The 15,933-nt window shown below is 57.4% G+C and carries 10 protein-coding genes; 6 read left to right on the plus strand and 4 right to left on the minus strand.

The genetic code is table 11. The annotated features are described in order from the left end of the window. Positions 1-166: 166 nt before the first annotated feature. The 3 genes from RTX96_RS10425 to pncB form a co-directional block, all read right to left on the minus strand. Entirely contained in the window at positions 167-1,312 is a 1,146-nt protein-coding gene (locus tag RTX96_RS10425; protein ID WP_312670919.1) for a porin, read from the minus strand. A 582-nt stretch (positions 1,313-1,894) separates the two neighbouring features. Beyond that, on the minus strand, positions 1,895-3,295 hold the full coding sequence (asnS, locus tag RTX96_RS10430; protein WP_312670920.1) for an asparagine--tRNA ligase: 1,401 nt from the start codon (positions 3,293-3,295) through the stop codon (positions 1,895-1,897). A 164-nt stretch (positions 3,296-3,459) separates the two neighbouring features. Further along, positions 3,460-4,662, minus strand: coding sequence for a nicotinate phosphoribosyltransferase (gene pncB, locus RTX96_RS10435; RefSeq protein ID WP_312670921.1), 1,203 nt, complete (start codon positions 4,660-4,662; stop codon positions 3,460-3,462). A 262-nt stretch (positions 4,663-4,924) separates the two neighbouring features. Between pncB and pepN the strand changes: the two genes are divergently transcribed. The 3 genes from pepN to zapC all read left to right on the plus strand — a co-directional run bounded on the left by pepN (position 4,925) and on the right by zapC (position 9,426). Beyond that, positions 4,925-7,537, plus strand: coding sequence for an aminopeptidase N (gene pepN / locus RTX96_RS10440; protein ID WP_312670922.1), 2,613 nt, complete (start codon positions 4,925-4,927; stop codon positions 7,535-7,537). A gap of 173 nt (positions 7,538-7,710) precedes the next feature. Further along, complete coding sequence (gene pyrD, locus RTX96_RS10445) at positions 7,711-8,721, plus strand: quinone-dependent dihydroorotate dehydrogenase (protein ID WP_312670923.1); 1,011 nt, start codon at positions 7,711-7,713, stop codon at positions 8,719-8,721. A 168-nt stretch (positions 8,722-8,889) separates the two neighbouring features. Continuing rightward, a complete protein-coding gene (gene zapC, locus RTX96_RS10450; RefSeq protein WP_103819620.1) occupies positions 8,890-9,426 on the plus strand; it encodes a cell division protein ZapC in 537 nt (178 codons plus the stop codon). Here the strand turns inward: zapC and RTX96_RS10455 are convergent. Next, on the minus strand, positions 9,423-10,532 hold the full coding sequence (locus RTX96_RS10455; protein ID WP_312670924.1) for a YcbX family protein: 1,110 nt from the start codon (positions 10,530-10,532) through the stop codon (positions 9,423-9,425). The genes zapC and RTX96_RS10455 overlap by 4 nt on opposite strands. A 99-nt stretch (positions 10,533-10,631) precedes the next feature. On the opposite strand from RTX96_RS10455, the gene rlmKL reads away from it, so the two are divergent. From rlmKL to pqiA, 3 genes are read left to right on the plus strand one after another with little or no spacing between them, the layout of a single operon-like run. Then, positions 10,632-12,740: a bifunctional 23S rRNA (guanine(2069)-N(7))-methyltransferase RlmK/23S rRNA (guanine(2445)-N(2))-methyltransferase RlmL gene (gene rlmKL, locus RTX96_RS10460; protein ID WP_312670925.1), complete on the plus strand. Its 2,109-nt coding sequence runs from the start codon at positions 10,632-10,634 to the stop codon at positions 12,738-12,740. A gap of 15 nt (positions 12,741-12,755) precedes the next feature. Further along, the gene (locus RTX96_RS10465; RefSeq protein WP_103819617.1) at positions 12,756-14,663 is read left to right on the plus strand and encodes an ABC transporter ATP-binding protein; all 1,908 of its coding nucleotides are present in this window, start codon (positions 12,756-12,758) and stop codon (positions 14,661-14,663) included. A 14-nt stretch (positions 14,664-14,677) separates the two neighbouring features. After that, complete coding sequence (gene pqiA / locus RTX96_RS10470; RefSeq protein ID WP_103819616.1) at positions 14,678-15,931, plus strand: membrane integrity-associated transporter subunit PqiA; 1,254 nt, start codon at positions 14,678-14,680, stop codon at positions 15,929-15,931. The last annotated feature ends 2 nt before the right edge of the window (positions 15,932-15,933 follow it).

A 15,933-nucleotide genomic window follows, 5' to 3' on the forward strand; every position in this document is an offset into this window, starting at 1 on the left:
ACAGAAGGGCGTTGCGTATCAGGTTAACGGGAGATTTATCAATTGCCAACCGTTTGCGACAAAAAGAAACAGAGTGTGACCGCAAGCGGGGTTGGACGGCTTTACAGGCATAAAAAAACAGGGCCGTAGCCCTGTTTTATCAGCATATAACGAGGAGGTCGTGCAATTAGAACTGGTAAGTTACCGCTACAGCAACCTGGTCGTCTTTGCCGTTGACGATGCCAACGTTGCGGCTGTAGTCGCTGTCGTCGATCAGGTTCAGCTGGTAGTCAACCCAGATGTTGAAGTTTTTGTTGAAGTAGTAAGTTGCACCGATTTCAACAAACTTCTGCAGGTCTTCGCTGCCGCCGCCGAATGCGCCGTCAGAGGTAGCTGCCAGGTCTTTACCGCGAGACTGAACGTAGGCCAGGGACGGACGCAGACCGAAGTCGAACTGGTACTGAGCGATGGCTTCGAAGTTCTGCGTTTTGTTAGCAAAGGTGCCGTCCGCTTCACGGGTGGTGTTGCGGGTTTCAGCGTAGGTGGTCGCCAGGTAGATGTTGTTGGCGTCATATTTCACACCCACACCCCAGGTTTCCGCACGGCCGCCACGGGCGCTGCCACGGGTGGTCAGAGCGCCAGCATCGTTGGTGTAAACGCGGGTCAGCGTTTCCTGATTGTTAGTACGGTCAGCGTTGGAGTAAGCACCGATCACGCTGAAGCCTTCAGCGAAGTCATAGCCCAGAGAGTAACCTACGCCGTCACCGTTGGAGGTCAGCGGGTTAGCACGGTCGTTTTTACCCTGGTACTGCAGGCCGAAGTTCAGGCCATCAGCCAGACCGAAGAAGTTGGAGTTACGGTAGGTCGCAACGCCAGAGGTACGGCCGGTCATGAAGTTGTCAGCGTAGTTCGCCCAGGTCATACCGGAGAAGGACGGGGCCATATCGGTGTAAGCGTCAACGTCGTACGCGATACCGTAGTTACGGCCGTAGTCGATGGAGCCTGCGTCAGCAATTTTCAGGCCGGCAAATGCCAGACGAGTACGCTGAGACTGGCCGCCGCTCTCTTCGCCGCTTGCCAGGGCACGGTATTCCCACTGGCCGTAACCGGTCAGCTGGTCGTTGATCTGAGTTTCGCCTTTGAAGCCAATCTGAGCATAGGTGTTATCGTTGCTACCGGTGTCATCACCAGAGGTTACGAAGTCATGCTCACCTACAACTTTACCGTACAGATCTAATTTGTTACCGGCTTTGTTATAGATTTCTGCAGCGTTCGCTGCACCGGCTACCAGCAGAGCAGGGATAACCACTGCCAGAATATTGCGCTTCATCATTATTTATTACCCTCATTAGGTTTTTTATAACACCTGCCACTGCCGTCAATAAATCTTTACGGAACTATTGATGAGAGTTTGGTGTCTTTTTGTGTCTGAGAAGCATCTTTCCATTCATATAAACGTTTCGCTACCTTGAAAGTGCTACAAATGTCTTAAAGAGGTAACAAAAAGAAATAATATGTAAGAATTTGTGTATTTAAGGGAACTTTGTGAACCACTTCATGTTTCCAATAGAGTTGCCGATAAAAGCAACGTTTCCATTGCTATATATATGAATTACTTATGTTTAATTTCGCTAAAGCGTGAGCTTATTCAGAAAAGGCGTGAGTGAGACATTTTCTCATTCCCGCGTTTAGACATCTGGATAGCTGTGCAGCTTTTATCCAAATGTGCTAAAGCCAAAAGAGATATTTTTGTGCAAGTTTTAGGCAGTATGATTTTTGTACGAAATTATTTCAGAAAAATACGCTTACAGACGCTAATGTGAAAGGGGTTGATTTGAGACATAGCTAACGATTTGTTAACAAAGGTTGACAAGGGGATATGAAAAAGGGCCAGCGAAGGCTGGCCCTGAAGGCGTTAGAACGTAGCGTTACGCGGCGTGCGCGGGAACGGGATCACATCGCGAACGTTTTGAACGCCAGTCACGTAGGCAATCAGACGTTCAAAACCGAGACCAAAACCGGCGTGCGGTACGGTGCCGTAGCGACGCAGGTCGCGGTACCACCAGTAGTCCTCTTTGTTGAGGCCCATCTCAGCCATACGCGCATCCAGCACGTCCAGACGCTCTTCACGCTGGGAGCCACCGATAATCTCACCGATGCCCGGCGCCAGCACGTCCATTGCGGCAACGGTTTTACCGTCGTCGTTGAGGCGCATATAGAACGCTTTGATCTCTTTCGGGTAGTTTTTAACGACGACCGGCGCTTTGAAGTGCTCTTCAGCCAGGTAGCGCTCGTGCTCAGAGGAGAGATCCACACCCCAATAAACTGGGTTTTCAAACTGCTTGCCGCAGTTTTCCAGAATGGTTACCGCGTCAGTGTAGTCTACCTGGGCGAAGTCCGCCTCAATGAAGCGCTCCAGGCGGGACACGGCGTCTTTATCTACGCGCTCGGCAAAGAACTTCATGTCGTCTGCACGTTCGGTGAGCACCGCTTTAAAGGCATACTTCAGCATCGCTTCCGCCAGCGCGGCGTTATCTTCCAGATCGGCAAAGGCGATCTCAGGCTCCAGCATCCAGAACTCGGCCAGGTGGCGGCTGGTGTTGGAGTTTTCCGCGCGGAAGGTCGGACCGAAGGTGTAGATTTTCGACAGGGCGCAGGCGTAGGTCTCACCGTTCAGCTGGCCGGAAACGGTCAGGAAGGACTCTTTGCCAAAGAAATCTTTGTCAAAATCAACCTTGCCCTGATCGTTGCGCGGCAGGTTTTCCAGATCCAGGGTGGAGACGCGGAACATCTCGCCAGCGCCTTCGGTATCGGAGGCGGTAATCAGCGGGGTAGAGACCCAGAAGAAGCCCTGCTCGTCAAAGAAGCGGTGCAGGGCCTGCGCTAGGGTATGACGTACGCGGGCGACAGCGCCGATGAGGTTAGTGCGCGGACGCAGGTGCGCCACTTCACGCAGGTACTCGATGCTGTGGCGCTTGGCCGCCATCGGGTAGGTGTCTGGATCTTCCACCCAGCCGGTCACTTCGACGTGGCTTGCCTGGATCTCAAAGCTCTGGCCCTGGCCTGGCGAGGCAACAACCGTGCCGGTCACCACCACGGAACAGCCGGTGGTCAGGTGCAGGACTTCACTATTGTAATTGGGCAGAGAATTATTAATAACGGCCTGTACAGGATCAAAGCAGGAACCGTCATAGACGGCCAGGAAGGAGATGCCAGCTTTTGAATCTCGGCGGGTACGTACCCATCCGCGCACGGTGACTTCTTGGTCAACGGCGACGCGGCCCTGGAGTACGTCGGCTACAGGCACAACGCTCATAATATTCTCTCTGTTAATTATCCGAAAAATACGCTTTCCACCCAAAGAGGCGGTTTGCCTATGTTACCTGGCGCGCGCCATCAGACAAGCAGAATTAACAGTAAGAAGGGAAGAAATAAGAAATTAATAACGGAAAAGGGAGCCGAAGCGGCTCCCTGCATGGATCAGCTAGCCTTTTTCACCTGGGGCAGATCGAACGCTTTACGCAGCGCCCGCACAAAGGCTTTGTCGTGACAGATGGTTTTGCCCGGACTGTCAGAGAGTTTTGCCACCGGCTTGCCGTTACACTCCACCAGCTTGATAACGATATTCAGCGGCTTCACCTGCGGAATATCGCAGGTCAGGCGCGTGCCGATACCAAAGCTCAGGTTGACCCGCACCGAGAAGTGGCGGTAGAGATCCAGCGCTTTCTTCAGGTCAAGGTTGTCTGAGAACACCAGCACCTTGCTGAGCGGATCGATACCCAGCTTTTGATAGTGGGCGATCGCTTTTTCGCCCCACTCAACCGGATCGCCGGAGTCATGGCGCAGGCCCTGGTAACGGGTGGCGAACTCCGGACCGAAGTCGCGCAGGAACGCGTCCATAGTAATGCAGTCGGTAAGCGCAATGCCCAGCTGGTCTGGATATTCGGTCAGCCAGGCGGCAAGGGCGGCGCGCTGGCTGGTGGCCAGTTCAGGGCTGATCTGCTGGTGTGCCTGGAACCACTCGTGCGCCTGGGTACCCATCGGGGTTAAGTTCAGGCGGCGGGCGAGATCGTAATTGCTGGTGCCAACAAACCACGGCTCCTGCTGCAGGCGCTCAACGATGGCCTGCTGCACGTCGCGGGAGAAGCGGCGGCGGGTACCGAAATCCATCAGGCGGAAGCGGGACATATCCAGGCCAGCGGTCAGCTGAGAGAAATTCGCCAGCTTCTCTTCGAGGGTGGCCAGCGCTTGCGTGACGCCAGCATCCGGCGAGCGGTAGCGGTGTACCACTTCGCTGATCACCGCCAGCAGCGGCACCTCCCACATGATCACCTCGCGCCACGGGCCAGCGAGACGAATAGAGAGCTTGCCCTGGTCGTTGGTAATCACTACCTGGCTCGGGTCATAGCGGAACGCCCGCAGCCAGTCGAGATAGTCGGCACGGAAGAAGGGCAGGCCAGAGAGCCACTGGTACTCATCATCCTGCAGGCGCAGGTGCTGCATAGCCTCTACCTGCTCGCGGATGGCATCGGCATAGATGCCCAGCAGGTCGTCGCCCCGGCAGCGAAACTCAGCCGACACGTGGACATCATGATATTGATGAAACACCGCCTGCTGCATATGCAGCTTATAGGCATCGGTATCCAGCAGCGTTTGCAGAATAGGGGTAGCGAGTTGTGTCATGGTGCGCCGTAGCATCCTCTCACTGGAGCGTTTCCATCAAAGCCAAAGCAGATAAAGACGCAGGAGTATACCCTGATTATCGGTTTAATGAACCTGGATCACAACATAACAAGATGAGATGGTCGAGGGCAATTTGTGCCTCTGTTATCAAAATGTAGCAAACAGGGCTTTTTGCCTTGAAAAGAGTCTGTTTGCGCATGGCGCGAAAGAGGCAACAGGAATAGACTGAGTCGTTACCCTAATGAGATGCTAAAGGTTTTTTATGACTCAACAGCCCCAAGCCAAATACCGCCACGACTACCGTGCGCCAGATTACCTGATTAGCGATATTGACCTGACTTTCGATCTTGATGCTGTAAAAACCGTTGTCACAGCTGAAAGCAACATTTCCCGCCAGGGTGCAGCGGCCGAGCCTTTACGTCTTAATGGCGAAGATTTGACCCTCGTCTCCCTTCAGGTGGATGGGCTGGCGTGGTCAGATTACCAGATTGCCGAAAATACGCTGGTGATTAATAACCTGCCGGATCGTTTTACCCTGCGCATCGTTAACGAAATCAGCCCGGCCGCTAACACCGCGCTGGAAGGGCTCTACCAGTCAGGCGAAGCGCTCTGCACCCAGTGCGAGGCCGAGGGTTTCCGCCATATCACCTGGTACCTTGATCGCCCGGACGTGCTTGCACGCTTTACAACTAAAATCATTGCCGATAAAAGCAAATATCCGTTCCTGCTCTCCAACGGCAACCGCGTGGGCGAAGGCGAGCTGGATAATGGTCGTCACTGGGTACAGTGGCAGGATCCGTTCCCGAAACCCTGCTACCTGTTTGCGCTGGTGGCCGGTGATTTCGACGTGCTGCGCGATACCTATACCACCCGCTCCGGCCGCGAAGTGGCGCTGGAGCTGTTTGTCGATCGCGGCAATCTTGACCGCGCGCCGTGGGCGATGACCTCCCTGCAAAACTCCATGAAGTGGGATGAAGATCGTTTTGGTCTCGAGTATGACCTCGACATCTATATGATCGTTGCCGTGGATTTCTTCAACATGGGGGCGATGGAGAACAAAGGCCTTAACGTCTTTAACTCCAAATATGTGCTGGCCCGCACCGACACCGCCACCGATAAAGATTATCTCGATATTGAGCGGGTAATCGGTCACGAATACTTCCATAACTGGACCGGCAACCGCGTCACCTGCCGCGACTGGTTCCAGCTGAGCCTGAAAGAGGGGCTGACCGTGTTCCGCGATCAGGAGTTCAGCTCCGATCTTGGCTCCCGTGCGGTGAACCGCATCAGCAACGTACGCACCATGCGCGGCCTGCAGTTTGCGGAAGATGCCAGCCCGATGGCGCACCCGATCCGTCCGGACAAAGTGATCGAGATGAACAACTTCTATACCCTGACGGTGTACGAGAAGGGGTCTGAGGTGATCCGCATGCTGCACACCCTGCTGGGGGAAGAGAACTTCCAGCGCGGGATGCAGCTCTACTTTGAGCGCCACGACGGCAGTGCCGCCACCTGCGACGATTTTGTCCAGGCGATGGAAGACGCCTCTAACGTCGATCTCTCCCATTTCCGTCGCTGGTACAGCCAGTCCGGTACGCCAATTGTGAGCGTGCGCGATGACTACAACCCAGAGACCGAGCAGTACACCCTGACCATCAGCCAGCGTACGCCGCCGACGCCGGATCAGGAGGAGAAGCTGCCCCTGCATATTCCGTTTGATATCGAGCTGTACGACAACGAGGGGCAGGTCATCCCGCTGCAAAAAGAGGGTCACCCGGTACACAACGTCCTCAACGTTACCCAGGAGGAGCAGACCTTCGTCTTTGATAAGGTCTACTTCCAGCCGGTGCCGTCCCTGCTGCGCGAGTTCTCCGCGCCGGTGAAGCTGGAGTATAAGTGGAGCGATCAGCAGCTGACGTTCCTGATGCGTCATGCCCGCAACGACTTCTCCCGCTGGGATGCAGCCCAGAGCCTGCTGACGACCTACATCAAGCTGAACGTGGCTCGCCACCAGCAGGGCCAGCCGCTGTCGCTGCCGCTGCACGTGGCCGACGCCTTCCGGGCGATCCTGCTGGATGCGGATATCGATCCGGCGCTGGCGGCGGAGATCCTGACCCTGCCTTCTGCAGGCGAGATGGCCGAGCTGTTCGATATTATCGATCCGGTGGCGATCGTTGCCGTCCGCGAGGCGCTGACCCGCACCCTGGCGACCGAGCTTTCCGACGAGTTCCTTGCGGTCTACAATGCGCATAAGCTCGACGCCTATCGGGTTGAACATGCGGATATCGGCAAGCGTTCGCTGCGCAACACCTGCCTGCGCTACCTGGCGTTTGGCGACGTGAAGCTCGGCGATGCCCTGGTGACCCAGCAGTATCACACTGCGGATAACATGACCGATGCGCTGGCGGCGCTCTCTGCCGCCGTGGCGGCGCAGCTGCCGTGCCGCGATGCGCTGATGCAGGAGTACGACGATAAGTGGCATCAGGACGGCCTGGTGATGGACAAGTGGTTTATCCTGCAGGCCACCAGCCCGGCCAGCAACGTGCTGGAGACCGTGCGCGGCCTGCTTAACCACCGCTCCTTTACCCTCAGCAACCCGAACCGCGTCCGCTCGCTGATTGGCGCGTTCGCCGGCAGCAACCCGGCGGCGTTCCATGCGGAAGACGGCAGCGGCTACCGTTTCATGGTAGAGATGCTGACCGAGCTTAACAGCCGTAACCCGCAGGTGGCGTCGCGTCTGATTGAGCCGCTGATCCGCCTGAAACGTTACGACGAAGGACGCCAAACGCAAATGCGTGCGGCGCTGGAGCAGCTGAAAGGCCTGGAAAACCTCTCCGGGGATCTCTACGAGAAGATTGCCAAGGCGCTGGCCTGATACCTCGCCGGGCGGCCTTGCGCTGCCCGGTTCACTATTTTCCCACGTTTGCCCCCCTTTTCAGGAAAATGTTTGCGTTTTATCTGGATTATTTGCCTCAGGTCAATTCCCTTTCGTCTCGCAATCGCAGATAATACGCCCCCGGTTTGCACACCGGGAATCCAGGAGAGTTCATGTACTACCCCTTCGTTCGTAAAGCCCTTTTCCAGCTCGACCCTGAGCGCGCTCATGAATTGACGTTTCAGCAATTACGCCGTATTTCCGGCACCCCTTTAGCCGCGCTAGTGCGCCAGACTGTGCCGCAAAAACCGGTCTCCTGCATGGGGCTGACCTTTAAGAATCCGCTGGGCCTGGCGGCGGGTCTGGATAAAAACGGCGAGTGCATTGACGCGCTGGGCGCAATGGGCTTTGGCTCGATTGAGATTGGCACCGTGACGCCGCGCCCGCAGCCGGGCAACGATAAGCCGCGTATCTTCCGCCTGGTCGAGGCCGAGGGGTTAATTAACCGCATGGGGTTCAATAACCTTGGCGTAGATAATCTGGTAGAGAACGTCAAAAAAGCCCATTTTGACGGCGTGCTGGGCATTAATATCGGCAAGAATAAAGATACGCCGGTAGAGCAGGGCAAAGATGACTATCTGATTTGTATGGATAAAGTCTACCCCTACGCGGGCTATATTGCGATTAACATCTCCTCGCCAAACACCCCGGGCCTGCGCTCGCTGCAATACGGTGAGGCGCTGGACGATCTGCTCTCCGCCATCAAAAATAAGCAGCGCGAGCTGCAGAATAGTCATCACAAATATGTCCCTGTGGCGGTGAAAATTGCTCCCGATCTCACCGTTGAGGAGTTAATTCAGGTGGCTGACAGCCTGGTTTGCCATAATATCGATGGCGTAATCGCTACCAATACCACACTCGAAAGAGGGCTGGTGCAGGGAATGAAGCACGGTGATGAGACCGGAGGCTTAAGCGGCCGCCCGTTGCAGCTAAAAAGCACCGAAATTATTCGCCGCCTGGCGCAGGAGCTGAAGGGTCAGCTGCCGATTATCGGCGTCGGCGGAATCGACTCCGTTATCGCCGCACGGGAGAAGATCGCTGCCGGTGCGACGCTGGTGCAGATCTATTCCGGCTTTATATTTAAAGGCCCGCCGCTGATTAAAGAGATCGTTACCCATATCTAATCCTTTGCGTCTAAATGTTAACCAGGGCTTTATTTCCGGCCCTGGTTGTTTTATATTCCCCTCGTTGTTGTTTATTTAAACGTTCTCATTATTGACATTTTATGATAAGCGGAACGGTAACAACGGACACGCAAGCAGCAGGACGCTTAAGGGGGAGCGGAGAGGAAAATGCGAATCAAACCTGACGATAACTGGCGCTGGTATTACGACGAAGAGCACGATCGGATGATGCTCGATCTCGCCAATGGGATGCTATTTCGCTCCCGTTACGCCCGTCGGATGCTGACGCCGGACGCGTTCGCACCCTCCGGCTTCTGTGTGGATGATGCCGCGCTCTACTTCTCTTTTGAGGAGCGTTGCCGCGAGTTTGAGCTCTCCCGGGAGCAGCGGGCCGAGCTGGTGCTGAACGCGCTGGTCGCTATTCGCTTTCTTAAGCCGCAGATGCCAAAAAGCTGGCATTTCCAATCTTACGGTGACAGCTGGCAGCCCGATCTGGGTGAAGCCGCCAGCGTCTGGCTCAGCGATACCGCAGAGCAGGTGAATTTGCTGGTGGTCGAGCCGGGTGATAACGCCACGCTCTGCCTGCTGGCACAGCCCGGCGTGGTGATTGCCGGGCGTACAATGCAGCTTGGCGATGCGATTAAAGTGATGAACGATCGTATGCGGCCGCTGCCCCAGCTCTACAGCCTGGAGCAGGCGGTTTAAGGCTCCAGCACCAGCGGCGTTTTGGGAATACAGCTGCAGCTCAGGATGGTGCCGTCGTCGCCGATGGCGGACTGCTTCAGGGCGCTGACTTCTCCCTCTATCAGGCGTATGCGGCAGCAGCCGCAGATCCCAGCCCGGCAGGAGTAGGGCACACGGATCCCCTGGCTCTCCAGCTGCTCAAGCAGTACCTGCTGGTTATTCCCCGTAAAGGTCTCTCCCTGCCAGCCAATGGTCACCGTCGAGGCAGCCTGCTTCTCAATTTCCAGCGTCTCAACCGGCTCGCCCGCGCCATAGACTCTCGCCGGACCGCTGGCCAACACGCTTACCTCATCGCCGACGCGGATCACGCCGCTGTTACGGGCAATCAGGTTCTGGCCGAAATCGACGTCGCCGTTATCTACCGCGGTGCGAAACTGTTGCAGGGTGTGCAGCGGCTCGCCCGCCGGGTGTTTCTGTCCGCGCTCGGGGCTGATGGTGGTAAATACGCAGCGGCTGCAGGGTTTAACCACGTCAAAGATCACCTCGCCGATGCGCACGGTTTTCCAGGTATCCTCCTCCCACGCCTGCGCCCCGGTGACCACCAGGTTTGGACGAAACTGCTCCATCTGGATGCTGGCCGGGCAGCGGCTCTGCAGATCGCGCAGCGAGGCCTCATTGGTAAGCAGGTAGGGGAAGCCGTCGGCAAAGGAGAGCGGCACGCTCTCAAAGCGCTTCACGCGGCGGGTGGGCTCCTGGCCGACCCAGCGCAGCTGGACCTCGCGATTAAAAAAGCCGCTCAGCCACTGGTTGATCGCCGTGGGGGCAATTAATGCGGTAAAATGGTTTCCCCATACCTCCGTCGGTGCGGCGTCGCGGATGAAATCGGCAAAGCGGACCAGCGCGCTGCTGCCGTCGGGCGCGGTGAGATGGAGACCGTCATGCAGCGGCGACGGGATAAAACGCACCAGCTGCGGATACTGGCGGGCGGTAATAAACGTACCGTCGGGTTCAGTAACCATAAAGATGCGGTCAAAGGCCAGGCCGCTGATGTCGGCCAGGGCGTGCGTGAGGCCAATTCCGCGCATCGATTTGACCGGATGTATATAAAGCCGCGACAGGGTAGCCACTGCGCCCTCCATGCGTGTGAAAATAAGCCCTCAACTTTATGACATCGGGTTGAGTTTAGCTATAATGCGCAACAATTTTATTAGAGTAAAAGTGACGATATGAATTCTCTGTTTGCCAGTACGGCCCGCGGGCTGGAAGAGCTGTTAAAAACTGAACTGGAAAACCTCGGGGCGCAGCACGTCCAGGTCGTTCAGGGCGGTGTCCATTTTGAGGGGGACACCCGGCTCATTTACCAGAGCCTGATGTGGAGTCGCCTGGCTTCGCGCATTATGCTGCCGCTGAACGAGTGCAAGGTCTACAGCGACCTCGATCTCTATATGGGCGTGCAGGCGATTGACTGGACGGAGATTTTCAACCCCGGCGCGACCTTCGCCGTGCACTTCAGCGGGCTGAATGAGGAGATCCGCAACAGCCAGTACGGCGCCATGCGGGTAAAAGACGCCATCGTCGACAGCTTCACGCGTAAGAATATGGAACGCCCGAACGTCGATCGCGAGCAGCCGGATATGCGCATCAACGTCTGGCTGAATAAAGAGACGGCGCATATCGCCCTCGATCTCAGCGGTGACGGCCTGCACCTGCGCGGCTATCGCGATCGGGCCGGGCTTGCGCCGATGAAAGAGACGCTGGCGGCAGCCGTCGTGATGCGCTCCGGCTGGCAGCCGGGTACGCCGCTGCTCGATCCGCTCTGCGGCTCCGGCACCCTGCTGATTGAGGCGGCGATGCTGGCCACCGATCGCGCACCGGGCCTGCATCGTGGGCACTGGGGCTTTAGCGGCTGGGCGCAGCACGACGAGGCGCTGTGGAAAGAGGTGAAAGCCGAGGCCCAGACCCGCGCCCGTCGTGGGCTGGCAGACTACGGCTCACGCTTCTACGGCTCCGACAGCGATGCCCGGGTTATCGATATTGCCCGCAGCAACGCCCGTCGCGCAGGCGTCGGCGAGCTGATCGATTTTAACGTCAAAGACGTCGCCCAGCTGACCAACCCGCTGCCGGAGGGGCCGCACGGTACCGTGCTGAGCAACCCGCCGTACGGTGAGCGTCTGGAGAGTGAACCGGCGCTGATCGCCCTGCATAGCCTGCTGGGCCGCACGCTGAAAAACAGTTTCGGCGGCTGGAATGTCTCCCTGTTCAGCGCTTCGCCGGAGCTGCTCAATTGCCTGCAGCTGCGCGCCGACCGCCAGTTTAAGGCCAAAAACGGCCCGCTGGACTGCGTACAGAAAAACTACTCCATTGCGGAAAGTTTCGGTGATATCAAAGGCAGCGGCATGGCGGAAGATTACGCCAACCGCCTGCGCAAGAACGTCAAAAAGCTGGAGAAGTGGGCGCGTCAGGAGGGGATCGAGTGCTATCGCCTCTACGATGCCGATCTGCCAGACTATAACGTGGCGGTAGACCGCTACGCCGACTGGGTGGTGGTGCAGGAGTACGCGCCGCCGAAAACCGTCGATGCGCAGAAGGCGCGTCAGCGCCTGCTGGACGTTATTGCCGCCACCATCACGGTGCTGGGGATCGCGCCTAACAAACTGGTGCTGAAGACCCGCGAGCGGCAGAAAGGCAAGAACCAGTACCAGAAGATGAACGAGAAGGGCGAATTCATGGAGGTGAGCGAATATAACGCCCGCCTGTGGGTCAACCTGACCGACTACCTGGATACCGGCCTGTTCCTCGATCACCGTATCGCCCGCCGGATGCTCGGCCAGATGAGCAAAGGCAAAGATTTCCTCAACCTCTTCTCCTACACCGGCAGCGCCAGCGTGCATGCGGGTCTGGGCGGGGCGGCGTCCACCACCACCGTCGACATGTCACGCACCTACCTGGAGTGGGCCGAGCGCAACCTGCGTCTGAACGGTCTCACCGGCCGCCAGCATCGCCTGATGCAGGCCGACGTGATGGGCTGGCTGCGGGATACCGACGAGCAGTTCGATCTGATCTTTATCGATCCGCCGACCTTCTCTAACTCCAAGCGAATGGAAGAGGCGTTTGACGTTCAGCGCGACCACCTGAGCTTGATGAAAGATTTAAAACGAATGCTGCGTAAAGGCGGCACGATCATGTTCTCAAACAACAAACGCGGTTTCCGCATGGACCACGACGGGCTGGCTGAACTGGGTCTGAAAGCACAAGACATTACCCAAAAAACGCAGTCGCAGGATTTCGCCCGCAACCGTCAGATCCATAACTGCTGGCTGATTACCGCAGCCTGAGAGGAATAGAACACAATGTCATTAATCAGTATGCACGGTGCCTGGCTGTCGTTTAGCGACTCGCCGCTTCTGGACAACGCCGAGCTTCATATCGAAGACAACGAGCGCGTCTGCCTGGTCGGACGTAACGGCGCGGGTAAATCCACCCTGATGAAGATCCTCAACCGCGAGCAGGGCCTGGACGATGGCCGCATCGTCTATGAGCAGGATCTGGTTGTGGCGCGCCTGCAGCAGGATCCGCCGCGTAACGTCGCCGGCAGCGTCTACGATTTTGTCGCCGAGGGCATCTCAGAGCAGGCGGAGTATCTCAAGGGTTACCATGAGATCTCCCATCTGGTAATGAGCGATCCCAGCGAAAAAAATCTTAACGAGATGGCGCGCCTGCAGGAGCTGCTGGATCACTACGGCCTCTGGCAGATGGAGAACCGTATCAACGAAGTGCTGGCCCAGCTGGGGCTGGAGGCCGATATGGCGCTGGCCTCGCTCTCCGGCGGCTGGCTGCGTAAGGCGGCGCTGGGACGTGCGCTGGTGAGTAACCCGCGCGTGCTGCTGCTGGACGAGCCGACCAACCACCTGGATATCGAAACCATCGACTGGCTGGAAGGGTTCCTCAAAACCTTCAACGGCACGATTATCTTTATCTCCCACGACCGTTCGTTTATCCGCAACATGGCGACGCGCATTGTCGATCTCGACCGTGGCAAGCTGGTCACCTATCCAGGCAACTACGATCAGTATCTGGTAGAGAAAGAGGAGGCGTTGCGGGTTGAAGAGCTGCAGAACGCTGAGTTTGACCGCAAGCTGGCCCAGGAAGAGGTGTGGATCCGCCAGGGCATTAAGGCGCGCCGCACCCGTAACGAAGGCCGCGTCCGCGCCCTGAAGGCGATGCGTCGCGAGCGCAGCGAACGCCGTGAGGTGATGGGCAGCGCGAAGATGCAGGTTGAAGAGGCCGCCCGCTCCGGCAAAATCGTTATTGAGATGGAGAACGTCCACTACGGCGTGGAGGGCAAAAAGCTGGTCACCGATTTCTCCGCCCAGGTACAGCGCGGGGATAAAATTGCCCTGATCGGCCCGAACGGCTGCGGGAAAACCACGCTGCTGAAGCTGATGCTCGGCCAGTTACAGGCTGACAGCGGGCGTATTCATATCGGAACCAAGCTGGAAGTGGCCTACTTTGACCAGCACCGTGCGGAGCTGGATCCGGATCGAACGGTGATGGATAACCTCGCCGAAGGCAAGCAGGAGGTGATGGTTAACGGTAAGCCGCGCCATGTGCTGGGCTACCTGCAGGACTTCCTGTTCCATCCGAAGCGGGCAATGACGCCGGTGCGTGCGCTCTCCGGTGGGGAGCGTAACCGCCTCCTGCTGGCGCGCCTGTTCCTGAAGCCCAGCAACCTGATGATCCTCGATGAACCCACCAACGACCTCGACGTCGAGACCCTCGAGCTGCTGGAGGAGCTGATCGACGGCTACCAGGGCACGGTTCTGCTGGTGAGCCACGATCGTCAGTTTGTTGATAATACCGTTACCGAGTGCTGGATCTTTGAAGGCCAGGGGCGGATTGGCCGCTACGTGGGTGGCTATCAGGACGCGCGAGGCCAGCAGGCTGCTTCTTTGGCGCAAAAACAGACCGTTAGCAAAAAAGTGACCGACGCCCCGGCAGCAAAAGCAGAAACTGTCAAACGCGGCGGGAGCAAACTAAGCTATAACCTGCAGCGGGAACTTGAACAGCTACCTCAACGGCTTGAAGAGCTGGAGGCGAACCTCACCGCACTGCAGGCACAGGTTGCCGACGGGGCCTTTTTCAGCCAGCCTCACGAGCAGACGCAAAAGGTGTTAGACGAGATGGCCGCCGCTGAGCAGGCGCTGGAAGAGGCCTTTGAGCGGTGGGAGCAGCTCGAGGCGCTTAAAAACGCGACGTAAATCAGGGAGTGCGCATGTGCGAACAACATGATGAAGCCCGGCACATTTTGTGTTCGCAGTGCGATCTGCTGGTAGCGCTGCCGCCGCTGGTGCACGGGCATAAAGCAGCCTGTCCGCGCTGCGGCAATACGCTGACCACCCGCTGGGATGCGCCCCGGCAGCGCCCGCTGGCCTACGCGGTGGTCGCGTTGTTTATGCTGGCGCTGGCTAACCTCTTCCCCTTCGTCAATATGAAGGTGGCAGGGGTCACCAGTGAAGTGACGCTGATGGAGATCCCGCGCGTCATGTTCTCCGAAGACTATGCCAGCCTCGGCACCTTCTTCTTACTCTTTGTCCAGTTCGTACCGGCCTTCTGCCTGGTCACCGTTATCCTGCTGGTGAACCAGGTGCCGCTACCCGATCCGCTGAAGCGCAGGCTGGCCCGCATCTTTTTCATGCTGAAAAATTGGGGGATGGCGGAGATCTTTCTCGCCGGGGTGCTGGTCAGCTTCGTTAAGCTGATGGCCTATGGCGATATCGGCGTCGGTAGCAGCTTCATCCCCTGGTGCCTGTTCTGTATTCTGCATCTGCGCGCTTTCCAGTGCGTCGATAAACGCTGGCTATGGGACGACATCGCCCCGCCGCCAACGATTGTGCAGCCGCTGCGGGTCGGCGTGCCGGGCATTCGCCAGGGGCTGCGCTCCTGCGCCTGCTGCACGGCGGTGCTTCCCGTTGACCAGACGGTATGTCCTCGCTGCCATAGCCACGGACACGCCCGGCGCAGAAACAGCATCCAGCTGACGATGGCGCTGCTGGTCACCTCTATTCTGCTCTATCTGCCCGCTAATATTCTGCCCATCATGATCACCGATCTGCTCGGAGATAAGATGCCCTCGACCATTCTGGCCGGGGTGATCCTGCTCTGGAGCGAAGGCTCTTATCCGGTAGCGCTGGTGATCTTTATCGCGAGTATCATGGTCCCCACCCTGAAGATGATCGCCATCGCCTGGCTCTGCTGGGATGCGAAGGGGCACGGCAAGCGCGACAGCGAGCGGATGCATCTGATTTATGAGGTGGTCGAATTTGTTGGCCGCTGGTCAATGATTGACGTCTTTGTTATCGCCGTACTCTCTGCCCTGGTAAGAATGGGCGGATTAATGAATATTTACCCCGCAATGGGCGCGCTGATGTTTGCGCTGGTTGTCATCATGACGATGTTTGCGGCCATGACCTTCGACCCACGCCTGCTGTGGGATCGTGAGCCAGAATCAAGCCAGGAGGAGTCGTAAAA

This window comes from Pseudescherichia sp., assembly GCF_032052675.1.
Taxonomy (GTDB): domain Bacteria; phylum Pseudomonadota; class Gammaproteobacteria; order Enterobacterales; family Enterobacteriaceae; genus Pseudescherichia.